A 23,707-nucleotide genomic window follows, 5' to 3' on the forward strand; every position below is an offset into this window, starting at 1 on the left:
TGATCACGCCGCTGCCGGGCGCGACGCCGACCGTACCGGGTTCGTGCACGCTGCCGTTGCCGGGCATCATGGCCGCGGTGGTCGACGAGACGGGCCAGGACGTGCCGAACGGGCAAGGCGGGATTCTCGTCGTCAAGCGTCCGTGGCCCGCGATGATCCGCACGATCTGGGGCGACCCGGAGCGCTTCAAGAAGAGTTACTACCCGGAAGAACTCGGCGGCACGCTTTATCTGGCCGGCGACGGCACCGTGCGCGACAAGGAGACCGGCTACTTCACGATCATGGGCCGGATCGATGACGTGCTGAACGTATCGGGCCACCGGCTCGGCACGATGGAGATCGAATCGGCGCTGGTGTCGCATGAGCTGGTTGCGGAGGCGGCGGTGGTCGGCCGCCCGGACGACACGACGGGCGAGGCGGTCGTGGCATTCGTGGTGCTGAAGCGTTCGCGTCCGGAAGGCGACGAAGCGGCGGCGCTCGCGAAGGCGCTGCGCGACTGGGTCGGCAAGCAGATCGGGCCGATCGCGAAGCCGAAGGACATCCGCTTCGGCGACAACCTGCCGAAGACGCGCTCGGGCAAGATCATGCGGCGCCTCTTGCGCTCGCTCGCGAAGGGCGAGGCGATCACGCAGGATACGTCCACGCTCGAGAATCCGGCCATCCTCGAGCAGTTGAACCGCTCGATGTGACATCGCCCGCCACGGCGGGCGTATCGCTTCAACGCGGCGCCGCGGCACGGCCGCGATCCCGTTTCCCACGCCGGGCTCGCGGCCGCCTTCGCGCCGGCGACAGGCATCGCCGTGCGTTCCCCGACGGCACGGCATGCAGGCGGCTCGCATCGCTTTCGCCGCCTTTTCAATTAGTCGTACGTATTACAACACTCACAAAACGGAGACAGACGATGAAGAGCAGGACATGGACGATTTGCGCGGCGCTGTTCGGCGCGGCCGCCAGCACGAGCAGTTTCGCGCAGAGCAGCGTCACGCTGTACGGCGACCTCGACGCCGCGTTGCTCTATACGAGTCGATCGCTCGATTCGGCAACCGGCGGCAACGCCGGACGTCAATTCGCGCTGACCGACACGGGCATGACCCCGACCAACTTCGGCATCACGGGTACCGAGGATCTCGGCGGCGGGCTGCACGCGAGATTCAAGCTGGAGAGCGGCTTCAACATCACGGACGGCGCGTTCGGCCATTCGAACGGCAACTTCTTCGGCCGCCAGGCGTGGGTCGGGATCGACGGCGGCTTCGGCGAAACGAAGGTCGGCCTGCAGTTCTCGCCATTCGTGCTCGCGATACTCGGATCGGATCCGCGCAACGTCTCGCACTTCGGCGCCGCGCTGGTGCCGTACGTCGACAACGTGCTCGTCACGGGCCTCTTCAACCCGAACGCGATTTCGTACACGAGCCCGACGATCGCCGGGCTGACGGCCAGCGCGATGTTCGGCTTCGGCGGCAAGGCCGGCGACTTCCAGGCGGGACGCCAGTATTCCGGCAGCCTTACCTATACGAACGGCGGCTTCATGCTCAACGCGGCGCTCTACGACGGCAACGGCGGCACGTCCCCGACGCCGGTGCCGAGCACGGTCGCGTTCGTCGGCCGCACGATCGGCGCCGCCTACACGTTCGGGCCGGTGACCGGCAAGGCGTCGTTCACGAGCTACAAGGTCGCCGGTTCGTTCAGCAACAACGTGTACAGCGCCGGCCTCGACTATCGCGTCACGCCGGCCCTCGACCTGAACACCGGCGCGTGGTACACGACCGACCGCAACGATTCGCACAACCATTCGCTGCTTGCCGCGGTCGGCGCCGACTACAGCCTGTCGAAACGAACGGGCCTGTATGCGCAGGTCGGCGTGGTCAACAACCACGGCGCGATGAATACGGGCCTCGGCATCACGGGCGGCGCGTTGTACGGGTTGCCGGGCACGACGGTCGGCGTCAACGCCGGCATCCACCACGTGTTCTGATACAGCCCCCGAGGACGGGCGGCCACCACGCGCCGTCCGTCCGGCCACGGAAACGTCGCGCGAACGTGGCGCAAACGCGCCCCTCCCGGCGCCGGTCCCGCCATCCGGCACGCCGATCTCGATGTTTACCCGACCTCAAGTCCGCGGCCGTACGGCCGTCAAGTCAGGAACGCATACCCAACATCCGCCGGGAACCCCGCGCGCGTGTCCTCAAGGAGACCCACCAACGTGAACTTCTTCGGAATCGGCCGCGGCCGCCGTTCGTCGCGCGCGCTCGTCGGCGACATCGCCGAGCAGGCAGGCCGGCTCGGCATCGAGATCTGCGACGTATCGGGCCACGTCGAGGAAGTCGCGGCCCGCGTCGCCCGGCAGGCGGAGGTCTGCCACACGCTGCGCGAATCGGCCGCCCTCACGCTGCGCGGCAACCACCGGATCGCCGAGGCCGCGCAGCAGGTGCGCGACGTCAGCGCCAACGCATCGAACGCGGTCCGGCAGTCGCAGCAGACGATCGAGGCGTCGCTCGCCGACATTCACGGCCTCGTCGAGGGCGTCACCACGATCAGCGACCAGATGGGCGCGCTGCGCGACGCGCTCGATCACGTGCGAGCCGTCTCCGAGGAGATCTCGGTGATCGCCCGACAGACTCACCTGCTCGCGCTGAACGCCGCGATCGAGGCCGCGCGCGCCGGCGAATCCGGCCGCAGCTTCGCGGTCGTCGCGGCCGAGGTCAAGAACCTGTCCGCGAAGACCGGGCAGGCCACGGCCCAGATCGAGACGACGCTCGCGCGGCTCGCCGAGCAGACCGAGCACCTGCTCGCGGAAGGCACCGACAACGCCGCCCGCGCGCACCGCGTGCGCGAGGGCACCCGCACGATCGGCGAGGTCGTGCACGCAACCGGGCACGCGATCACCGAGCTCGCGGGCGAGGCCGAACAGATCGCATCGCTGACGGACGAGATCGAGGCGCAGTGCCACCGTCTGGACGAGCAGGTGGGCGAGATGGCGTCCGGCGTCGAGAACTCGGCCGACAATTTCTCGCAGGCCAAGGACCGGCTCGGCAACCTGCTCTCCGTTTCCGAAACGCTGATCGAGCTCACGGCCGCGACCGGCATCGAATCGCCCGACACGCGCCTGATCGACACCGCGCGGAGCACGGCCGCCGCGATCAGCAAGCTCTTCGAGGACGCGGTCGGCCGCGGCGATATCGCGCTCGACGCGCTCTTCGACACGCACTACGAACCGATTCCGGGCACCGACCCGCAGCAGTTCATGACGCGCTTCACGGCGTTCACCGATCGCGTGCTGCCGGCCATCCAGGAACCGGTGCTCGATCTCGACGAACGGATCGTCTACTGCGCGAGTTTCGACCGGCAGTGCTACCTGCCGACCCACAACCGGAAGTTTTCGCTGCCGCAGCGCGCGGACGCCGCCTGGAACGCGGCGAACTCACGGAATCGCCGGATCTACACGGACCGGACGGCGCGCATGTCCGTGTCGCACGACAAGCCGTTCCTGTTGCAAACCTATCGGCGCGACATGGGCAACGGCCAGTTCGCGCTGATGAAGGACGTGTCCGCGCCGATCGTCGTCGGCGGACGGCCATGGGGCGTCCTGCGGATCGGCTACAGCGTCTGAACCGGCGCAAGCGGGCCGCGCCTACTGCTCCAGCCCCACGCCCAACGGCCGCTGGTCGCTGCGCCCGTGATCGTCGACCACCCGCACCGTATAGCTGCCGGCCGTGCGCGGCTGCCAGAACAGCGCATCGCCGGGCACACTGCGGCCGACGTACGCGTCGTTGACGAACCAGTACAGCGCATGCGCGCTCGCATCGGCGGTCGCGTTGAACGCGATGCGCGTGTCGTCGGCGGTCTTCACGCGCATCGCATACGTACTGCCGCGCAGCGGCGACGTGATGCGCGGCGGATCGCCTTCGACCTGCCCGGCATCGCGACAATCCGCATTCTGCGGCGGCCGCCGGCGCGGAATGCCGGCCTGCGCGAACACCTGCTGCAAATCCGACGGCCAGAACTCGAAGATCTCCGTATGCGTGCGCTTGCCGTCGTACGGCGGGCACGCAGCCTTCCCCGTCGCGTCGTCGATCACGACGGGCCGGTGCACGGTGCTCACCCGAATCGGCGACGTGCCCGGAATGAACCACGTCCAGCCCTGCTGCGGACACCACTCGTTCGGGAGATCGCCGCTCGCGAGGCAAACGCGCACGCGCTTCAGCCGCGGCGGCACCGAGCGCGGCGGCTCGACGAGCGTGCGTTCCGCGTTCATCGCATCGACGACCTGGAAGAACAGCGGCGCGGCCGCATCGACACCGACGAACGCGGTATTGGTCGAATTGTCGAAATTGCCGACCCACACGACCAGCACGTACGGGCCGAACACGCCGGCCGTCCACGCATCGCGGAACGACCACGACGTACCGGTCTTCCAGTACACGGGCACGCTCGATGGCTGCGCGCCGCTCGTCTCGTCGGGACGCAGGTGCTGGCGCAGCATGTCCATCGTCATGTAGCTCGCCTCGGCGCTCAGCAGGCGCCGGCCGGGCAGCGCCGGCTCGTCCGCGCGCAGCCGCAGCGGCCGGAACTCGCCGCGGTTCGCGAGCATCGCATACAGCGCCGCGAGATCCTGCATCGTCACTTCGCCGCCGCCGAGCACGAGCGCGAGCCCGTAGTGCCGCGCGCTCGCGAGCCGGCGCACGCCGGCGTCCTGCAGGAACCGGTACAGGTCGGGCGACTTGAGCTGCGACGCGACCCACACGGCCGGCACGTTGCGGCTGCGGTTCAGCGCATCGGTCGCCGTGATCGGCCCGAGGAAATGACCGTCGAAATTCTCCGGCGCATACGGTCCGAACGCGGTCGGCACGTCGCGCAGCACGGTCTGCGGATGCAGCACGCCCTGGTCGAAGCCGAGCGCGTAGATGAACGGCTTGAGCGTCGAGCCCGGCGAGCGCCGCGCAAGCGTGCCGTTCACCTGCCCGTCGATCGTCCGGTCGAAGAAGTTCGCGGAGCCGACCAGCGCCTTCACGCCCATGTCGCGCGTATCGACGAGGATGGCCGCCGCATTGCGCACGCCGCGCGTATCGTTGCGCGCGACATAACGTGAAATCTGCCGTTCGAGCATGCGTTGCAGGTCGAGATCGACGGTCGTCGCGAGCCGCGCGCCGCCATCGCTGTCGCGGTTGCCATCGTCCGCCGCACCGCTCGACGTCGTGCGCCACGCGCTGCGCGCGGCGAGCGCCTGATCGACCGCGTGCGGCGCATCGAACGGGAGCGCGGACAACGGCCGCATCGCCAGCGGCAACGCGAACAGCGGCTCGAGCGATGCATCGCCCGGATGCGCCGTCAGCCAGCGCGCATACAGCCGGTTGCGCGACGCGGCCAGCGCCCGGTTGATCGCGTCCTGCCCGCCGCGCACGCGCCGCGCCGGGTCCTGCGGAATCACCGCGAGCGCGAGCGCTTCGGGCAGCGTCAGCGCGTCGGGCATCCGGTCGAAATAGACGACGCTCGCGGTGCCCGCGCCTTCGACGTTGCGGCCGTACGGCGCGTCGTTCAGATACGCTTCGAGAATCTGCCGCTTCGAGTAGAACAGTTCGAGCTGCACCGCGCGCGCGACCTGCTCGAGCTTGCCGGCCGGCGTGCGCGTGTTCAGCTTCCACAGCGAGCGCGCGAGCTGCATCGTCAGCGTCGAGCCGCCCTGCGGATTGCCGCCGCGCACGTAGGTGATCCATGCGCCGCGCGCCAGACCGTACGGGTTGAAACCCGGATGCCACCGGAACCATCGGTCCTCGTGCAGCATCACGGCTTCGACAAGCTGCGGCGACATCCGCTCGAGCGGCACCCACAGCCGGTAGCGGTCGTCCTTCGCGAGCGTCAGGCGCAGCAACCGGCCCCGCGCGTCCGTCACCGCGACCGATGACGGTTTCCAGTCGCGCAGCGGCGGATGCGGCCATAGCCGGCACGCGGCCAGCGCGCCGAACACGAGCAATGCGCCGACGAGCCAGTTCTGCCAGCGATGCAGCCAGCGGCCGGCGCCGCGCAGCGCGCGCCGGAGCACGGATGCGTCAGCCACGGCCGGCCGCTCCTGGCGACCTGCGCGGCCTGCCACGCCGGTGCGGCCGCCTCGTCATCGCACGCGCTCCACCGTCAGCGCCGCGCCGCCCGGCGCCTGCGCCTGCACGCGGCGGTCGTACATCGATTCGCCGTAGGCCGGCGGCGCAATGAAGCGACCCGCGTTGCTCGCCTTGATCCGGTAGACGAACTCCCGCACGTCGGTCGTCGCGGTGCCGTAGACCACCACGCGATCCTCGCGGATATCGGCGAACTGCGGCTGCCACGTCGAGCCTTTCACGCCGATCGGCGAATGCCACGGCGCATCGGCCACCGGCGCCGACGCACTGCCGTCGCCGTTGCCGTCCTCCGTATCGGTCACGGGCGGCGGCGCGATCACCGGATCGAAGCCGCCCGGCAGCAAGTCGACGATCGCGACGTTGCCGATGTTCGCCGAACCGGTCGCGCGAATCTTCAGGTGCACGTCGATCTCCTGGCCGAGCGTGATCCTGGCGAGCGGCTTGCCGTCCGTATCCGTGTAGTCGCGCACGATTTCCAGCCCGTTCTTGATCGCCTTCGTCGACGTGCCGCGGTCGTAGCCCGACTGGCTCGCGACCCACCACGCCGGCAACGCGCTGCCGTTCACGAAGTCGACCCGCGATGCGCCGGCCGACCATGTGCCCGAGCGCACGAGGTTCGCCTGGATCGACGATACGTCCTTCGGCGCGGCGCCCGCGCGTACCTCATTGATCGCGAGCTGGTCGAGCTGCCCTGCGTTCGATGCCGCGTACGCGTCGAGCGCGAGAATCGTCATCGCCGACGACAGCGTGTTGTAGCGGTTGTCGACGAGCGGCGCGGCGAGGTTGTCCATCGCGCGCGGCGACAGCTTGCGCACGCGCTCCGGGAAGTGCTTCGCGAGCAGGTACAGCACGCTCGCATCGCGCGTCAGCGGATCGATGTAGTAGCCGGTCGAATCGTCCCCGCCGGACGCGCGCTTGCGTTCGAGCAACGCCTGCGGGCCCGCGATCAGCGCGGCGGCCTCCTTGTCCTGCTTCAGCAACTGATACGACGCGGCGAGCCACGCCGCCGCGAGATCGTTCTTCCAGTCGTTCGGATAGGCCGCCTGCAGCCGCTTCTGCACGGCCGCGAGGTTGTTGGTCGTCACGTTGCCCTGGCGCGTGAGCAGGTACACCGCGTACGCGCGCTGCCGCAGCAGGTCGAGCGAGCCGAGCGAATCGTTCGCGGCGAGCCGCTGCAAGTACGCATTGCCCGCATCGAGCATGTCCTTCGGCACCGCGACGCCGCGCTCGCGCGCATCGAGCAGCACGTGCATCGCATACGCGGACACGAACGGATCGGCATCGGGCGTCGCGCTCCACAGGCCGAAGCCGCCCTGCGCGTTCTGCCGGCCGCGCAGCACGCCGAGGAATTGCGCGATCGCGCTCGCGTTGGCTGCATCGGCGCCGGCTTCGGGCGCATGCATCGCGCTCGTCAGCGCGCGCACCGACAGCCACTTCGCCGCGAACATGCGCGGTACGGCCGCGCTCACCATCTGCTCGCTGCACGCGTGCTCGAAGTTGACGAGATACGACGACAGCCCTTCGGACAGCACCAGCGGCGCGGTCGAGATGCTCGCGTCGCGCGACGCATACGCGTCGTACATCGATCGCAGGTTCGGCACGCTCGCCTTCCTGCCCGGCTCGAGCCGCGCGATGTCGAGCTGCGTGCGGAACGCGGCGGCCGGCCGCACCGACACGTCGACCCGCTGCTGCGCGCCCTTCGCGCCGTAGCGCGCGCCGAACGACAGCGCGCCCGAGCCAAGCGTGTCGGTCGCCTTCACGCGGAACAGCGCGACGCCTTCGTGCTGCGGCGCGAGCGCGACGTTCTGCGTCGCCGGCCCGATCACCTGCAACTGCGGGCCCGTCTTCAGCGTGACCGCGACCGGCACCGGCTGGTTGCCGACGCCCGTCAGGTTGTTCGCGACGCCGACGCTGACGTCGGCCTCGTCGCCGGGCGCGAGCGTCGTCGGCACGTTCGGCGACAGCACGAAATCGCCGCGTACCGTCGTCGCGCCTTCGAACGTGCCGACCAGGTCCGGCGACACCGACACGGCCATCACGCGCAGCTTCCCGTTGAAATAGTCGGGCACCGTGTAGCTCAGGCGCGTGTCGCCGTTCACGTCGACGATCCCCGACCAGTAGACGACCGGCTTGTCGCGCTTGCGCTTGAACGGGTTCAGCTGGCGGCCGATCGCATCGTCGGCGTCGCCGCCGGGCGCGGCCATCGCCATCAGCTTCTCGAAGTCCGGCAGGATCAGGTCGAGGATCTGCGACGTGCCGACTTCGAGCATCCGCTTGCGGAAGAAGAACTTCAGCGGATCGCCGAGCTTGTAGCGCGCGACCTGCAGGATGCCCTCGTCGACCGCGAACACGACGACCTTCGCCGGCTTCGCCGAATGCACGACGAAATTGACGGTATCGCCCGGCTTCACGAGCGCCGGCGCATCGACGGTCACCGCGTTGCGGCGCGCGTCGAGGTTCACCGAGAACGGCACGACGCCGTAGCTCAGCGGGCTCATGAAGATCTCGTCCGACGACGGATCGCGGATGGTTTGCACGTTGATGTAGCCGTTGCCCTCGAAGCCGGCCGGCACCGTGATGTGCTGGATCGAGCTCGTCGTGTCCGCGTGGAACCACGCGTGCGCATACACCTTGTCGCGCTCGATCGTGATCAGGCCGCTGCCCGCGTAAGGCGCACGGATCGCGATTTCCACCTGCTCGCCCGGCTTGAAGTCGTGCTTCGCGAGGCTCACCTGAAGCTCCGCGTTACGATCGAGCGAACGCGTGACGTTCGCGGCGCCCGTGACCGAATACTCGATCCGGTTCACCGCGGCGCCATCGGCGCGGCGGATCACGAGCGCGTAGCTGCCCGGCTTGTCGGTGCGCAGCGCGTAGTCGAGCCCGGCTGCCGGAATCGACAGCGGCTTCTCGTCGACCGGTACTTCCTTCAAGCGCGAATCGTATTTGTACGCGCCGGAATCCTGCCTGGTCAGCACCGACACGTAGCGCTGCTCGACGAGCTGCGCGCGCAGGTCCTTCACGTCGATCGCCTTCGCGCCCGGATCGATCGCGACGAGCCGCACCGTGCGCGGGCTGCCGCGCTTCACGTACCCGAGATCGTCGACCGACTTGTAGCCGACGAGCCAGTCGTTGTTCGACACGAGCGTCTGCGCGTTCGCGGCGACGTTGCGCCCGCCTTCCGCTTCGTACGCCTTCGCCTGGAAGTAGAGCTGGTAGGTCGCGTCCGCGTACTTGTCGAGATCGAGGTCGAACTCGGCATGGCCCTTGTCGTCGGTCGTGCCGTCCTGCAGCGCGGTCGTGTAGCCCTCCTTCGCGCGGCGCGCGTCGAAGAAGTGATAACCCTGCCAACTGCGGAACGACGGCCACACGGGGCGCAGCGTCAGCGTCGCCGCGACGCGGCGTTTTTCAGCCGGCGTGCCGAACAGGTTCTGCGCATCGACGAGGCCCTTCAGCCCCTTCGGCCTCACCCATCCTTCGACGACCTGCTGCGACAGCTTCGCGTCGACCTTCATCCGGTCGGGCAGGAATTCCTTCACCTGCACCGTCGTGCTGCCGATCGGCTCGGCGCCCGGCTGGCCGTCCTTGACGATATACAGGTTGACGGTCCACGTACCGGTCGGTGCCGTTTCGGCGGTCGTGTAGCCGAGCTCGGTGAAGCCCGTCGCGTCGACCATCACGGGCTTGCGCTCGACGGTCATCCCGCGCGGGTCGACGATCTCCGCCTGCAGCGGCACGCCGGCCGGGCTGCGCGCCCAGCTCGCCGCGCGCACGATCAGGCCGATATGGAACGGATCGCCGGGCCGGTACAGCCCGCGATCCGAGAACAGGTACGCGGACAGTTGCCCCTGGCCCGTCGCGTTGCGCTCGCCGTCGACGTCGAAGCGCGAGAAGTCGAGCTGACGATCGCGGCCGGCCACCGGCAGGAACGACAGATCGGTGTCCTTCTTCACGACATACAGTTGCGGACGCTTCTCGCGGTCGAGCCCCTTGAACGCGGGGAAATGCACGACGCCGTCGGCGCCGGTCGTCTGCGTGAACAACGCCTGGCCGTTCACCGCGAGCACCGACACGGTTGCGCCAGCAACCGGTTTGCCGGTGCGAATCGACTGGATGAACACGTCCTGGCTGCCGTCCAGCGCCTTCTTGACCAGCATCCCGAGATCGGTCACGACGATCAGGCGCGTGTCGCCGAGTGCGTTGTCGCTGTCGTCGCCGTTGCCGCCGCTGTCGCCCGAATCGGCGTTGTCGGATGAATCCTGGCCGCCGTCGCCGGACGCCGAATCGCCGTCCTTCGCATCGTCGGCTTTCTTCTTCTCGGCCGCCGGATCGTACTTCGACAGATGCAGCAGGAACACGCCGCGCTTGTCGCCCTTCAGGTACTGGCCGAGGTCGATGCCTTCGTAATGGGCTCGGCCGGGGTCGCCGGCCGGGAACGCACGGGTCTGCACGAAACGCTCGACGATGTGATCCTCGCTGAACGAATACGACAGCTCGGGCCGCGCGTACGTGCCGTTGTTGAAGCTCACGAGATGCTGGATCTGGTCGGGCAGCACGCGGCCGATCTCGACCTTCATGCCCGGCAGGTTGCGCGACACGACCGACAGCCGCTTGCTGCCGCTCATCGACAGCAGCGAGCCGTCGGCCATGAAGCGCAGCAGCTTCGGATAATCGGGCACCGTGAACGCGTTCGTCACCGGCGCGCCGAGCCGGTAGCCGCCCGCCGATCTCAGGTCGCCCTCGAACCGCACGACGACGCGCTCGCCCGGCGTCGCGCGGTACTTGAAGCTCTGCAGCGTCGCGTAGTCGTTCTCGGTCGGCACCGCTTCGAGCGGCAGCGGCTTCGACTGCTTCAACACCGCGTCGCTGATGTCGGCCACGTTCCATTCGTACGGCGGATCGTCGTCCGCCTGCTCGACGCCCGGCTTGCGCTTGGGCAGCACCCACGCCTTCGCGCGGGCGGCCAGCTCGGCGTCGCGCACGCCGTCGGAGGTTTCGGCGACGAGCACCTGCTCGGGCTCGTAGCGCTCGTTGTCGACGAGCGTCGGCGCGATGTTGTCGATCGTCAGGCTGTACAGCCCCGGCACGCCGACCGATGCGTGCAGCATGTCGGGCGTGCCGTTGCCGCCGCGCGCGCTCTTCACGCCCTTGTCGACGTCGAGCCGTGCCGTCAGCGGATCGCGCGGAATCTCGAGCGGCTGCGAGTAGACCCACGCGCTCGTCTTCATCTTGTCGTAGTTGACGGTGTAACGCAGCGGCGACACGGTCTTGCCGTCGCGGCCGACCAGCACCAGGCCGATGCGCTTCTCGAACTCGGCCGGATCGACCGGGTAGTTGAAACGCAACTGCAACAGCGCCTGCTTCTCCGCCGGATTGTCGGGGTTCTGGTAGAACTGGTTGTCGCCGAACGTCGCTGCGAACGCCGGCACGTCGAACGCGAAACGGTCGTCGTGCATCGTTACCTGCGGCGCGAACACGCGATGCACGGCGAAGCGCACCTCGACGTGCGCGCCGACCGGCCAGTCGGCCGCCGGCGTGAAGCGCAACGTCTTGTCGTCGACCCACTCCCACGCGCCCTTCAGCGCGGGCGTCATCTCGATGCCGTCGCCGGCCGGCTTGCCGACCTGTTCGATCGGCGCGGCCGATCGCGAGAACGCCACCTCGAGCGGATGCACGGTGATCTTCGGCTTGTCGGAGTCGTCGACCTCGTAGGTCGTGATCGCCGGCGCCTTCACGGTGAAGCCGACGGTTTCGGGCTCGGGCGGCTTCGGGCGATGCTTGAACCAGTAGCCGCCATAACCGAGCGCGGCCGCGAGCAGCACGATGCCGCCGGCATGCCACGGGCGGCGGCGCACGGCCGCGGCGGTGACGCCCATCCACGCAGGCGCCGTCCACGACACGTCGCCGACCAGCGGCCGCAGCGCGCAGCCGAGCAGCCAACAGACGAAGCCCGCCACGCGAATCGGCAGGAGCAGCAGGAAACGCAGCAAATCCATTTTGTTATTTCCTTGTCAAGGACATGCTGCCCAAGCGGCAACCTTCCCCGAATCGTTATGGGTCTTGTGACGGCGCGGCCCGGTTGCGCCGTGAGTACTTGGTATCGACCGGATGCTGGGCGCCATTATCGATCAGACCCGAAACGATGGAAACAGCGGTGTGCCGGCGCGCAACGCCGGCCGATGACCGGCCGGTCGGGCCACGCGGGGTCGCGCCGGGCGAATTCCAGGCCGCCGCCCGACCTTTGCACACGGTCGCGCCGCGTTCGCTAGAATGCGCGGCTCGGCAGGATCGAACCGAAATGAAAGGAAACCGCTTGAAACTCCCGTTCGAATGGCAGATCGGGCTGCGCTACGCGCGCGGCGGCCGGCGCTCGGCCGGCGACGGCTTCGTGTCGTTCATCGCCGGCGCCGCGATGGCCGGCATCGCGCTCGGCGTGGCCGCGCTGATCGTCGTGCTGTCGGTGATGAACGGCTTTCGCACCGAGGTGCGCGACCGGATGCTGTCGGTGCTCGCGCACGTGGAAATCTTTTCGCCGGCCGGCGCGATGCCCGACTGGCGGCTGACCGCGCACGAATCGTTACAGAATGCTTCGGTGCGCGCCGTCGCGCCCTATGTCGACGCACAGGCGCTGCTGACGAACGCAGGCAACGTGACGGGCGTCGCGCTGCGCGGGATCGATCCGGTGCTTGAGCCGCGCGTGTCCGAGATCGCGCGCAAGCTGAAGACCGGGCGCCTCGACGCGCTCGTGCCGGGCGAGATGGGCATCGTGCTCGGCGCCGCGCTCGCCGACGCGCTGCACGTGAAGATCGGCGACCGCATCACGTTCTTCGCACCCGGCAACACCGCTCGCCTCGGCGACGCGCTGCCGCGGTTCCGCCAGTTCAACGTGGTCGGCACGTTCGAGTCCGGCCACTACCAGTACGACAGCGCGCTCGCGTACATTCACATCCGCGACGCGCAGCAACTGTCCAACGTGAGCGCGCCGACCGGCATCCGGTTGCGCATCGACGATCTGCAGCGCGCGCCGGAGATCGCGCTCGCGCTGTCGCGCACGCTGTCGGGCAACCTGTACATCCGCGACTGGACGCGGCAGAACCGCACGTGGTTCGAAGCCGAGCGGCTGCAGAAGCGGATGCTGTCGCTGATCCTGATGCTGATCGTCGCGGTCGCCGCGTTCAACCTCGTGTCGTCGCTCGTGATGACGGTCACGCAGAAGCAGGGCGACATCGCGATCCTGCGCACGCTCGGCGCGCCGCCCCGCTCGATCATGAAGATCTTCGCGATCCAGGGGATGACGATCGGCCTCGCCGGCACGCTGGCGGGCGTCGCGCTCGGCTGCGCGATCGCGGTAAGCATCCCGGTGGTGCTGCCGGCGATCGAGCAGTTGCTCGGCATCCGCTTCCTGACACCGTCCGTCTATTTCCTCAGCGCGCTGCCGTCGAAGCTGTCGGCGCTCGACGTGATCGAGATCGCATCGGCCGCGTTCCTGATGTCGTGCGTCGCGACGCTGTACCCGAGCTGGCGCGCCGCGCGCGTGCGGCCGGCCGACGCGCTGCGCGACGAGTAGCCGCGAGCGGCTCGATTGGCGCGGCGTTACGCGATCTCGTGGAAACCGACGCTGTTGCCGCCGTCCGGCGCGTAGGCGGCGAGCACGACGAAGCCGACGTTGACGAGTTCCGCGCGCATCCCGTAGGACTTCTTGCCGGATGAGTCGACGAAGATCGCCGCGCCCGACGACAACTGGCGCGCGGTATTCAGCAGCGCGAGCGTGCCGCGCGCGGTGCCGGCCGACGGCTCGATCTGCAGCGTCGTGCCGTCCTGCGTGGTGAAGTGCCCGCCCGGCGGCACGGGCGGCGGATTGTCCGCGACCGACCGGTTGAGCAGGCTCATGAAATGAAAGCGCGCATCGGCGCCCTGACTGGCCGCCGCGCGCTCGCTGTCCGCGAACGTGTCGCCGCGCACGGCCGCGCCTTGCGCGGCGATATCGACCGCCTGCTCGTGAAAATCGCGCGTCGCGAGCACAAGGCCGGCGTTCGCGTTCAGCGTCGATTCGACCCACGCGCGATCGCTGTCGGTCAGCGTCTTCGATACGACCTTGATCCGGCCGTCGTCGGTCACGAAGTCGAATGGCGCGTCGGCCAGATCGGGGCGCTTCGCGACGATGTCCTGCAGGCTCGTCGCGAGCGCGTCGGTGACGCCGCGCAGCTTCATCGTCAGGTCGCCCACCATCGACAACTGTTTCGCCAGCGCCGCCTGCATCGCCTGCGGATCGACTGCCCGAACGCCGATCGGCTCGTCTGGCGACGCGCCGGACGCAGTCGTGTCCGATGCCTGGCGCCCGTCGAGCACCGCCTGCGCCATTTGCGCGAGCGACAGGTCGCCCGCCGCCGTGACTGGAATCGTCATTGCCCTCTCTCTCGTTTTCAGCCTGTTTTTTGCTGTTTACGGACGGATTCCATGGAAGTTGAGGTCGCCGGCCACACGCATACAGAAACTTTGTTTGACTTAAGCTAAAAAAGTTTGACACGCGCATTTCACTGAGATAACTTTTGCGCAAGCTTCCGGAAAGCAATCCCGGCCAACAGCGTGCCGGATCGCGTCGCGCTTTCCTGCCGTTGCAGCACCGCCGTTCGCAACATTTCCGCCTCTTCGCATCGTGCCGTTCCGTTTCATCCGAAACCTGAAGGGAGCTCGGGCATGCTTCTGTTTGATTCGCACTCCTGCTTTCGTATCGAACCGCCGCACTGACGCATTCCGCTCGGGGCGACGCGCTCGCCTCGACGCCAGCCGGATGCGCGCCGCCTGACGCACGCCGGCATCGGGCGAGATCCCCTTCCGTCTCGCCCGCCGTTTTTGATGGTGCAGTTCCGCTTCATCCGATGCAGTACCCGGCCAGGCCGCAGGGGGCGTATCGCGAGCCGACCGGTTCCACACAATCACAAGAGACGAGGTCGCTGCAATGAACATTCATCGAACCGGATTCCGGCGCGCGTGGCTGCCCGCGCTCGTGGCGGCCGCGACGCTCGCCGCGTGCGGCGGTGACGACGGCGGTAGCGTGGCGGGCGTGTCAGCGCTCGCACAGGGCCAACAGGAGGGGGCCGCCGCCGCGGCCGATCAGTCCAATACGCAATCGCTCGCGTCGCGCTTTTCACCGTCCGGCGTCCCGTACGCGAATCCGGCGAGCGGCGGACGCTACAAGCCGGTGATCAGCAACGGCCAGGTGCAGCCGTCGCTGTCGGGCGGCACGATCGAGGAGAACGCGTGGGTCGACACGCCGGTCGATTCCGACGGCGACGGCACGCGCGACCGCATCCACGTGCGCATCGTGCGGCCGGCCGAGACCGCGAACGGCGCGCGCACGCCGGTCATCGTGCTCGCGAGCCCGTATTACGCGGGGCTCGCCGACAGCCCCAACCACGACGTCGACGTCGAACTCGACGGCACCCCGCATCCGGCCGCGACCGCCGGCGCCGCGGCATCGGCGTCCACGCGCATCCTGGCCGCCGCACCGCAAACCCGGATGCTGCAGCAAGTCGAGGCGGCGGCCGCCGGCCGCTCGTGGATCGAGAGCTACTTCGTGCCGCGCGGCTTCACGATCGTCTATGCGGATTCGCTCGGCACCGCCGGCTCGGACGGCTGCCCGACGATCCTCACGCGCGACGAATCGGTCGCGATGGCGTCGGTGATCCGCTGGCTCGGCCGCGACGCGACCGCGAAGGACGCGAACGGCAAGACGGTCGTCGCGAACTGGTCGACCGGCCACGTCGGCATGTACGGCGTGTCGTACGACGGCACGCTGCCGAAGATGGTCGCGAGCCTGCGCACGCGCGGGCTCGACGCGATCGTGCCGATCGCCGGGCTGTCGAACATGTACGGCTACTACCGCTCGGGCGGCCTCGTGCGCGCGCCGGAAGGCTATCAGGGCGAGGATGTCGACGTGTACATCAAGGCGCTGCTGACGAACGCGCATCCGGAGCGCTGCACGCACCTGATCGACGAAGCGCTGCAGCAGGAAGACCGCAAGACCGGCGACTATTCGCCGTTCTGGGCCGCGCGCGACATTCCGACCGCGTTCGCGGTCGCGCCGGCGCTCGTCGCGCAAGGGCTGACCGACGACAACGTGCGCGTAGACCAGTCGACGTCGTGGTATCTGGCGATGCGGCGCCAGGGCGTGCCGACCCAGCTGTGGCTGCATCGACTGAAGCACACCGATCCGACCCGCGTGCCGGGGATGGCCGACGCGTGGACCGCCGAGGTGAACCGCTGGTTCACGCGCTACCTGATCGGCTACGACAACGGCGTCGAGCACGATCCGCGCGCGGTGATCGCGCAGGCCGACGGCTCGCTGCTGAAGGAAGCCGACTGGGCCGCGCGTCGCGCGACGCCGGTCACGTACTTCGCCGGCGGCGACGGCGCGAGCACCGGCACGCTGCTGCGGCAGCCGACCGGCGGCCCGCTCGCGCGCTTCACCGACGATGCGCGCATTCCCGCGCTGACGCTGGCGAACACGGCGACGGGCGAAAACCGCAGCCGCTTCGAGACGGCCCCGCTGACGGCCGCGGCACGCCTGTCCGGCACGGCGACCGCGCGCGTCAGGCTGACCTTCACGGGCGTGGCGAACGTGACGGCGCTGCTGGTCGACCGCGCACCGGACGGCACGGCGACGATCGTCACACGCGCATGGACCGACCCGCGCAACCGGCTGTCCGAGTGGGTGTCGCAGCCCGTGCTGCCCGGCATGCCGTACGACCTGAAGCTGACGTTCATGCCGCGCGACTACAAGCTGGAAGCCGGCCACCGGCTGGGGCTCGTCGTCCTCTCCAGCGACTACGAGGCGACGCTGCGGCCGACGCCGGGCACGGGCCTGACGCTCGATCCGGCCGGCACGTCGGTGACGGTGCCGCTGGCTTCGCCGTCGACGGGCGCGTAATCGTGCGCCCGCTGCCGGCGTAGCGCACCGCCTCCCCCGCCTGCATGCCCGTCGATGCGGGCGGGGATCGCTACATGAAGGGCGTGCCAGGCCGATCGTCGCGAAATCGTGCTGAGCGACGAGCACAACCCGTTCGGCCGGATCGATCTCGATGCCGACAGGCCGGCGAACCCGCCGGATTTCTATCGGGAATTCTGCAAGCGGGCGGACTGATTCGATGCCGCCGCCCGGCGATCACACCGGCGTCAACACCGGCTGCCCCGCGAAATGCCGCGCCGCGTTGTCGAGAAACTGCCGCACCGAACGATCGAGCGCCTCGGGCGACCAGCCGCCCATGTGCGGCGTGAGCACGACGCTGTCGAGATCGGTCAGCGCACGCGGCGGCGCCGGTTCGCCTTCATACACGTCAAGCCCCGCGCCCGCGATGCGCCGTTCACGCAACGCGTCTGCCAAAGCAGCGGTATCGACAACGCTGCCGCGCGACACGTTGACGAGAAAACCGCCGGGGCCGAGCGCATCGAGCACCGCGCGATCGATCAGATGCCGCGTGCCTGCACCGCCCGGCGTCGCGACGATCAGGAAATCGGCCCACTGCGCGAGTGCGTCGACCCGGTCGAAATAGCGGTACGGCACCGGCTTCTCCGAGCGGTTGTGATAACCGATCTCGATGTCGAAGCCGGCCGCGCGACGCGCGCACTTCTCGCCGATCTTGCCTAGCCCGACGATGCCGAGCTTCTTGCCCGACACGTTCGGCGGCATCGACAGCTCGTCGCGCCACACGCCCGCGCGGGTTTTCGCATCGAGCTGCACGACGTTGCGCACCGCCGCCAGCAGCAGTGCGAACGCGTGATCGGCGACGCAATCGTCGTTGGTGCCGGCGCCCGTCACCACCGTGATGCCGCGCGCCTTCGCATGCACGACGTCGATGTGTTCGTAGCCCGCGCCGAGCGCGCTGACGAACGTCACGCGCGGCAGCCGGTCGATCTCGGCGGCGCTCAACCCCGTGCTGCCGTTGGTCAGCACCGCTCGGATCGTGCTGCCGTGCTCGGCGATCGCGCGTTCGCGCGCATCGGGAGTCGGCGCGTAACGCACGTCGAACGACGCGGCGATCTCGCGATGCGCGTCGCCGCGCAGCGCGATGAGGACCAGCAGCTCGGGCTTCATGTCAGCAAATGTCCGCAGGCGGGAGTGAATTTCAGTGTAACAAGCCCGCACAATGGATGCGGGTTATCCCCACACCGTCTGTGGGCACGCGGCCGCACGCGGTTTGCCAAAGCCGGCTCAGTCAAGTAACTTTCGGCGTACGCCCCCGTCCTGGAGATTGGCCCCGATGAAGCTCGCCCTGCCCGCCCGGATCCTGGGCCTCGCGTTCGCCGCCGCGATCGTCGCGCCCGGCGCGCATGCCGACACGCCCGTCGTGGTGTCGTCGAAGATCGACACCGAAGGCAACCTGCTCGGCAACCTCATTTCACAGGTGCTGAAGGCCCACGGCGTTCCCGTCACCGAAAAGATCGCGCTCGGCACGACGCCGATCGTGCGCAAGGCGCTCACGAGCGGCGAGATCGACATCTACCCCGAATACACGGGCAACGCCGCGTTCTTCTTCAACAAGGCCGACGACCCGGTATGGAAGAACGCGAGCCAAGGCTACGACACCGCCAGGAAGCTCGACTACGCGGCGAACCATCTCGTGTGGCTCGCACCGGCGCCCGCGAACAACACGTGGGGCGTCGCGCTGCTCGCGCCCGTCGCGCAGTCGCAGCACCTGAAGACCTTCTCCGACTTCGGCAAGTGGGTGGCCGGCGGCGGCAAGGTGAAGCTCGCGGCTTCGGCCGAATTCGCGAACAGCGCGTCGGCGCTGCCGTCGTTCGAGAAGGCGTACGGCTTCAAGCTGAAGCCGGAGCAGCTCGTCGTGCTGTCCGGCGGCGACACGGCCGCGACGATCAAGGCCGCCGCGAACCAGACCGACGGTGTGAACGCCGCGATGGTCTACGGCACCGACGGCGGCATCGCGTCGAGCGGCCTCGCGGTGCTCGACGACGACAAGCACGTGCAGCCCGTCTACGCGCCGGCGCCGGTGATCCGGGAAGCCGTGCTGAAAGCGCATCCGCAGATCGCCGACTTGCTGAAGCCCGTGTTCGCGAGCCTCGACCTGAAGACGCTGCAATCGCTGAACGCCCGCATCCAGCTCAACGGCGAGCCGGCCGCCGGCGTCGCGAAAAGCTATCTGAAAGCGAAGGGTTTCGTGAAATGACGGGCCGCGCGGCGGCGTCCGCGCGGCGCATCACGCTCGACAAGGTTGGTGTCCTGATCGGTGTACTCACGCTCGTCGCGGTGTTCGGCCTGTCGTTCGCGGTGCTGCGGCCGAACCGGATCGCGGCCGGCACCGGGCTGTCGGTGTTCGCCGCGCTGCCCGCCATGCAGGGCGCCGCGCTCGCCGCGCTGTGGACCGTCGGCGCGCTGTGGGTGATGACGGCGAGCCGTCCCGCGTGGCGGCTCGCGGCCGGCTGCGCGGGGCTCGCGACGCTCGCGTACGCGATCGGCGCGGCCGCGGCGCACGTCGTCGCGCCCGACGACATGCTGGCCCGCGTGTCGCCCGACGCCGGCGTCTGGCTGCTGCTGTTCGCGTGGGCAGTGCTCATCGCCGACGCGCTCGCGCGCCTCGCGTTCGGCCCGTGGCGGCGGCTCGCCGCGCTCGCCGTCGCGATCGCGGCGGTTTCGGTGCCGCTCGCGAGCGGCTGGTGGGACGGCCTCTCGGTGATGCGCGAATACGCGGTGCGCAGCGACGATTTCTGGCGCGAAGCGATCCGTCACGTATCGCTCGCCGGCGGCTCGGTCGCCGCCGCGCTCGTCGCGGGCGTGCCGCTCGGCATCGCCTGCGCGCGCATCGCGACGGTGCGCACGATCGCGATGCCCGTGCTCAATGTCGTGCAGACGATCCCCAGCATCGCGATGTACGGGCTGATGATGGCGCCGCTCGGCCTGCTCGCCGCGCACGTGCCGCTCGCGGCCGCGCTCGGCATCCGCGGCATCGGCGTCGCGCCGGCCGTATTCGCGCTGTTCCTCTACTCGCTGCTGCCGATCGCATCGAGCGTCGTGGTCGGGCTCGAACAGGTGCCGCCGCACGTGACCGAAGCGGCACGCGCAATGGGCATGACACGTATGCAGCGGCTGCTGCGCGTCGATCTCGTGCTCGCGCTGCCGGTGATCCTCAGCGGCGTGCGGATCGTGCTCGTGCAGAACATCGGCCTGACCGCGGTGGCCGCGCTGATCGGCGGCGGCGGATTCGGCACCTTCATCTTCCAGGGGATTGGGCAATCGGCCGCCGATCTCGTGCTGCTCGGCGCGATCCCGACGATCGCGCTCGCACTGGCGGCCGCCGTCGTGTTCGAAGCCGCGACGTCGCTCGCGAAGGGACGTGCAGGATGATCGAGATAGAGCGGGTCGGCAAACGCTTCGGCGACGTGGTCGCCGTCGACGACGTATCGCTGAAGGTGCAGCGCGGCACGATCACCGCGCTCGTCGGCGCATCGGGCAGCGGCAAGTCGACGCTCCTGCGCATGATCAACCGGCTGATCGCACCGACCAGCGGCACGATCCGCATCGACGGCGTCGATACGGCGAGCGTCGCGCCCGAACAGTTGCGGCGCGGCATCGGCTACGCGATCCAGGGGCACGGGCTGTTTCCGCACTGGAGCGTCGCGCGCAACATCGCGACCGTGCCGCGCCTGCTCGGCTGGCCGGCCGAGCGCATCGACGCGCGCGTGAACGAACTGCTCGATCTGTTCCACCTCGCGCCGGCCGAGTTCGCAGGCAAGCTGCCGCACGAACTGTCGGGCGGCCAGCAGCAACGCGTCGGCGTGGCGCGCGCACTCGCCGCCGAGCCCGCGATGCTGCTGATGGACGAACCGTTCGGCGCGCTCGACCCGATCATCCGCAACAAGGCGCAGGACGACCTGTTCGCGCTGCAGCGCCGCCTCGGCATCACGGTCGTGATCGTCACGCACGATATCGAGGAAGCGCTGAAGCTCGGCGACACGATCGCGGTGATGGACGGCGGCCGGCTGCTGCAGGTCGCGACGCCGGCCGAGATTCTCGGCAAGCCGGCGGCGGGTGTCGTCGAACAGCTCGTCGCGGGCGTCGATCGGCCGCTGCGCCTGCTCGCGTTGACGCCGATCGACACGGTGGCCGAAGCCGGCCACGCCGACGGCGAACCGATCGCGGCGACGCGCACGCTGCGCGATGCGGTATCCGAATTGTTGTGGCGCGGTGTCGATGCGCTGCCCGTCGACGATACGGCCGACGGCAACCGTCACGCACACGGCCCTCGCCGCATCACGCTCGACGCGATCCGCTCGCATGCGAGGAAGCCCGCATGACGATGCGCAGCAGCGTGCGGCCCAAGCGGTCTTCGCTCCCCGCGTACGTCGCCCGTGCGGCCGCGCTCGCGCTGCTGCTCGTGCTGCTGTTGCGCCCCGCGTGGCTGCAGGGTCTGTTCGCGCCGTTCGCGGACAACGGCGCGCCGGTGATCTACGATCGCGCGAGCCTGCTCGATCTCACGCTCGCGCATCTCGGCACGGTCGCGCTGTCGAGCTTGATCGGCACGATCGTCGCGGTCGCGGCCGGCATCGCGGTCACGCGGCCGTTCGGCGCGGATTTCCTGCCGGTCGCGCGCAGCGTCGTCGACATCGGCCAGACCTTCCCGCCGGTTGCCGTGCTCGCGCTGGCCGTGCCGGCCGTCGGTTTCGGCTTGAAACCCGTGCTGATCGCGCTCGTGCTGTACGGGCTCCTGCCGGTTTTCGAAAGCACGATCGCGGGGCTCGAGGATGTGCCGCGCGACGTCGTCGACGCCGCGCGCGGAATGGGGATGAGCGGGTGGCAGCAACTGGTATCCGTCGAGCTGCCGCTCGCGTTCCCGGTGATCGTCAACGGCATCCGCCTGGCGGTCGTGATCAATCTCGGCACCGCGACGATCGGCTCGACGGTCGCCGCGCGCGGGCTCGGCGACGTGATCATCGCGGGCCTGCAGACGTCGAATACGGCGTTCGTGCTGCAAGGCGGCGTGATCGTCGGCTTGCTCGCGGTGCTCGTCAGCGATGCGATCGGCGCGGTTGCGCGGGCGGCGAGCGCGCGGCGCGCCTAGAAACCGTTGCGGAATGTTTCGAAGGAGAAGCGATGACTGCATTAGACACCGGCCCGTTTTTTCATGGCACGAAAGCGGATTTGCGGATCGGCGACTTGCTGACGGCAGGCTTCAGATCGAATTATCGCGATGACGTCGTGATGAATCACATTTATTTCACGGCGCTGCCCAAAGGCGCCGGCCTGGCGGCGGAAATGGCCAAAGGCGAAGGCCGGCCGCGGGTCTACATCGTCGAGCCTACCGGCGAATTCGAAAACGACCCGAACGTCACGGACAAGAAATTCCCCGGCAATCCGACGCGATCGTATCGAAGCACATCGCCGTTGAAGATCGTTGGCGAACTCGATAGCTGGGAACCCTACGATCCGGAGTTCATTCAGCAGCTCAGAAGCCGCATCGAAACCTGCATCGGCGAGATCATCAACTAGCGTTCGTGCGGACTGCGATGCGTGTCCGCGCAACGATCGGCTTGCCGGCCCGCCCGAATCGACACAAGCCTACAGCGTGCTTTCATTCGAACCGGCGCTCGAACATCGGTGGCAATTGGCCGATATACTATGCGCCTCCCATTTCCCCGCACTCCACCATGCGACGACGGTTTTTCTGGCTGATCGTGCTCTCGCTCGGCATTGCGCAACAGGTCTCGGCACAGCAAATGCCCGCAGTGCCTGCCTCCGCGCCCGACGCGCTGGCATCGGCGCCGACCGTCGCCTCCGCGCCGCTCGCGAACGCCAACGATCAGCCTGACGAAGCAAACCGCCGCATCACCACCTACCTGACGAAGAAATTCGGCGTCGCAAGAGAAAAGGCCGCGAAGCTCGCGGATATCGTGAGCGTGACTGCGACGAAATATTCGCTGCCGCCGGCACTCGTTTACGCGATTATTTCGATCGAATCGCGCTTCCAGGAAAAGGCGCGCGGCCAGCATGGCGCGACCGGATTGATGCAGGTCGTGCCGTCCGCGCACCGCGGCATGCTGCGCGACGTGAAGGATCTCACCGAGCCGAATGCGAACGTCGAGGTCGGCTCGCGGATCCTGTCGGGCTACGTGAAAGCGGCCGGCGGCAACGTGCTGGCAGGGCTGAAGAGCTACAGCGGCGGATCCAGTGCATATGCGGCGAAGGTCATGCAGCGGGTCGATTCGTTCCGGTTCGTGCTCGAACCCGATGACGACGCGAAAAGCGCGAATACCGTGAGCGACGGGAAGGCGCATATGGTGCCCGTCAGCGATCCGTCCGGCCCTGCGCCCGCCGCGAACCGCAACGCGAAGTAAGTGCATGCAGGCTGATGCCGGCAGAGTTCAACGTTGATCGCGGGCGTAACTGTTGCCCTCGTTCGGCTCGGGGACAGTGACGCGCGCCGTCGCGTGATCGCGCAATGCGCTGCGCGCGACCGGTACTTCGCGTTTGGGTACGACGAGCAGATTGAGACCGAGGCCGTCCAGTATCTTGAACAGTTTGTCGAGCCCCACGGCACGGCCGTTCTCGAGCCGAGACAAACGAGTGCGGCGGCGCATTCGCGCCCCCG

At 68.6% G+C, this 23,707-nt stretch carries 16 protein-coding genes; 11 read left to right on the forward strand and 5 right to left on the reverse strand.

The genetic code is table 11. The annotated features are described in order from the left end of the window. From LGM42_RS31630 to LGM42_RS31640, 3 genes are all read left to right on the forward strand, one after another. A partial coding sequence (locus LGM42_RS31630) for an AMP-binding enzyme (RefSeq protein ID WP_226234283.1) occupies positions 1–689 on the forward strand: 689 nt, incomplete at its 5' end. Between the two features lie 212 nt (positions 690–901). Beyond that, positions 902–1,972 carry a porin gene (locus LGM42_RS31635; RefSeq protein WP_059575351.1) on the forward strand — a complete coding sequence of 357 codons (1,071 nt, stop codon included), beginning with the start codon at positions 902–904 and terminating at the stop codon, positions 1,970–1,972. Positions 1,973–2,200: 228 nt separating this feature from the next. After that, a complete protein-coding gene (locus LGM42_RS31640; protein WP_059575353.1) occupies positions 2,201–3,607 on the forward strand; it encodes a methyl-accepting chemotaxis protein in 1,407 nt (468 codons plus the stop codon). Between the two features lie 21 nt (positions 3,608–3,628). On the opposite strand, the gene pbpC is transcribed toward LGM42_RS31640, so the two are convergent. Together pbpC and LGM42_RS31650 are read right to left on the reverse strand one after the other, a co-directional pair. Continuing rightward, on the reverse strand, positions 3,629–6,052 hold the full coding sequence (gene pbpC, locus LGM42_RS31645; RefSeq protein ID WP_226234284.1) for a penicillin-binding protein 1C: 2,424 nt from the start codon (positions 6,050–6,052) through the stop codon (positions 3,629–3,631). Positions 6,053–6,106: 54 nt separating this feature from the next. After that, positions 6,107–12,103, reverse strand: coding sequence for an MG2 domain-containing protein (locus tag LGM42_RS31650; RefSeq protein WP_226234285.1), 5,997 nt, complete (start codon positions 12,101–12,103; stop codon positions 6,107–6,109). A gap of 302 nt (positions 12,104–12,405) precedes the next feature. Here LGM42_RS31650 and LGM42_RS31655 point away from each other — a divergent pair, with 302 nt between their 5' ends. Next, positions 12,406–13,674, forward strand: a complete 1,269-nt coding sequence (locus LGM42_RS31655) for a lipoprotein-releasing ABC transporter permease subunit (protein ID WP_226234286.1) — start codon at positions 12,406–12,408, stop codon at positions 13,672–13,674. Positions 13,675–13,700: 26 nt separating this feature from the next. Here LGM42_RS31655 and LGM42_RS31660 read toward each other — a convergent pair whose 3' ends face one another. Continuing rightward, on the reverse strand, positions 13,701–14,513 hold the full coding sequence (locus tag LGM42_RS31660; protein WP_226234287.1) for a hypothetical protein: 813 nt from the start codon (positions 14,511–14,513) through the stop codon (positions 13,701–13,703). A gap of 553 nt (positions 14,514–15,066) precedes the next feature. Between LGM42_RS31660 and LGM42_RS31665 the strand changes: the two genes are divergently transcribed. Continuing rightward, positions 15,067–17,037 carry a Xaa-Pro dipeptidyl-peptidase gene (locus tag LGM42_RS31665; RefSeq protein ID WP_060314110.1) on the forward strand — a complete coding sequence of 657 codons (1,971 nt, stop codon included), beginning with the start codon at positions 15,067–15,069 and terminating at the stop codon, positions 17,035–17,037. A 234-nt stretch (positions 17,038–17,271) separates the two neighbouring features. Here the strand turns inward: LGM42_RS31665 and LGM42_RS31670 are convergent, their stop codons facing one another. Continuing rightward, positions 17,272–18,201, reverse strand: coding sequence for a 2-hydroxyacid dehydrogenase (locus LGM42_RS31670; protein ID WP_124658480.1), 930 nt, complete (start codon positions 18,199–18,201; stop codon positions 17,272–17,274). Positions 18,202–18,367: 166 nt separating this feature from the next. Here LGM42_RS31670 and LGM42_RS31675 point away from each other — a divergent pair, with 166 nt between their 5' ends. From LGM42_RS31675 to LGM42_RS31700, 6 genes are all read left to right on the forward strand, one after another. After that, positions 18,368–19,291, forward strand: coding sequence for an ABC transporter substrate-binding protein (locus LGM42_RS31675; RefSeq protein WP_226234288.1), 924 nt, complete (start codon positions 18,368–18,370; stop codon positions 19,289–19,291). Then, on the forward strand, positions 19,288–20,466 hold the full coding sequence (locus LGM42_RS31680) for an ABC transporter permease (protein ID WP_226234289.1): 1,179 nt from the start codon (positions 19,288–19,290) through the stop codon (positions 20,464–20,466). The genes LGM42_RS31675 and LGM42_RS31680 overlap by 4 nt, the downstream gene beginning before the upstream one ends. Next, positions 20,463–21,416, forward strand: coding sequence for an ABC transporter ATP-binding protein (locus LGM42_RS31685; protein ID WP_226234290.1), 954 nt, complete (start codon positions 20,463–20,465; stop codon positions 21,414–21,416). Before LGM42_RS31680 ends, LGM42_RS31685 begins: the two co-directional genes overlap by 4 nt. Then, on the forward strand, positions 21,413–22,180 hold the full coding sequence (locus LGM42_RS31690) for an ABC transporter permease (RefSeq protein WP_226234291.1): 768 nt from the start codon (positions 21,413–21,415) through the stop codon (positions 22,178–22,180). Before LGM42_RS31685 ends, LGM42_RS31690 begins: the two co-directional genes overlap by 4 nt. Before the next feature lie 32 nt (positions 22,181–22,212). Then, on the forward strand, positions 22,213–22,608 hold the full coding sequence (gene arr / locus LGM42_RS31695; protein WP_226234292.1) for an NAD(+)--rifampin ADP-ribosyltransferase: 396 nt from the start codon (positions 22,213–22,215) through the stop codon (positions 22,606–22,608). A 158-nt stretch (positions 22,609–22,766) separates the two neighbouring features. After that, on the forward strand, positions 22,767–23,453 hold the full coding sequence (locus tag LGM42_RS31700) for a lytic transglycosylase domain-containing protein (RefSeq protein WP_226234293.1): 687 nt from the start codon (positions 22,767–22,769) through the stop codon (positions 23,451–23,453). Between the two features lie 27 nt (positions 23,454–23,480). On the opposite strand, the gene LGM42_RS31705 is transcribed toward LGM42_RS31700, so the two are convergent. Further along, positions 23,481–23,696, reverse strand: a complete 216-nt coding sequence (locus LGM42_RS31705) for a hypothetical protein (RefSeq protein WP_226234294.1) — start codon at positions 23,694–23,696, stop codon at positions 23,481–23,483. Positions 23,697–23,707: the final 11 nt, after the last annotated feature.

It is taken from the genome of Burkholderia sp. AU39826 (assembly GCF_020419965.1).
GTDB lineage: Bacteria > Pseudomonadota > Gammaproteobacteria > Burkholderiales > Burkholderiaceae > Burkholderia > Burkholderia semiarida.

What these genes read in the sequence shown, in the direction of transcription:
- LGM42_RS31665 (WP_060314110.1), top strand. Translation starts at nt 15,067, where the DNA reads ATGAACATTCATCGAACCGGATTCCGGCGCGCGTGGCTGCCCGCGCTC.
- LGM42_RS31635 (WP_059575351.1), top strand. Translation starts at nt 902, where the DNA reads ATGAAGAGCAGGACATGGACGATTTGCGCGGCGCTGTTCGGCGCGGCC.
- LGM42_RS31670 (WP_124658480.1), bottom strand. Translation starts at nt 18,201, where the DNA reads ATGAAGCCCGAGCTGCTGGTCCTCATCGCGCTGCGCGGCGACGCGCAT.
- LGM42_RS31700 (WP_226234293.1), top strand. Translation starts at nt 22,767, where the DNA reads ATGCGACGACGGTTTTTCTGGCTGATCGTGCTCTCGCTCGGCATTGCG.
- LGM42_RS31650 (WP_226234285.1), bottom strand. Translation starts at nt 12,103, where the DNA reads ATGGATTTGCTGCGTTTCCTGCTGCTCCTGCCGATTCGCGTGGCGGGC.
- LGM42_RS31675 (WP_226234288.1), top strand. Translation starts at nt 18,368, where the DNA reads ATGAAGCTCGCCCTGCCCGCCCGGATCCTGGGCCTCGCGTTCGCCGCC.
- arr (WP_226234292.1), top strand. Translation starts at nt 22,213, where the DNA reads ATGACTGCATTAGACACCGGCCCGTTTTTTCATGGCACGAAAGCGGAT.
- LGM42_RS31680 (WP_226234289.1), top strand. Translation starts at nt 19,288, where the DNA reads ATGACGGGCCGCGCGGCGGCGTCCGCGCGGCGCATCACGCTCGACAAG.
- LGM42_RS31685 (WP_226234290.1), top strand. Translation starts at nt 20,463, where the DNA reads ATGATCGAGATAGAGCGGGTCGGCAAACGCTTCGGCGACGTGGTCGCC.
- LGM42_RS31655 (WP_226234286.1), top strand. Translation starts at nt 12,406, where the DNA reads ATGAAAGGAAACCGCTTGAAACTCCCGTTCGAATGGCAGATCGGGCTG.
- LGM42_RS31660 (WP_226234287.1), bottom strand. Translation starts at nt 14,513, where the DNA reads ATGACGATTCCAGTCACGGCGGCGGGCGACCTGTCGCTCGCGCAAATG.
- LGM42_RS31705 (WP_226234294.1), bottom strand. Translation starts at nt 23,696, where the DNA reads ATGCGCCGCCGCACTCGTTTGTCTCGGCTCGAGAACGGCCGTGCCGTG.
- LGM42_RS31690 (WP_226234291.1), top strand. Translation starts at nt 21,413, where the DNA reads ATGACGATGCGCAGCAGCGTGCGGCCCAAGCGGTCTTCGCTCCCCGCG.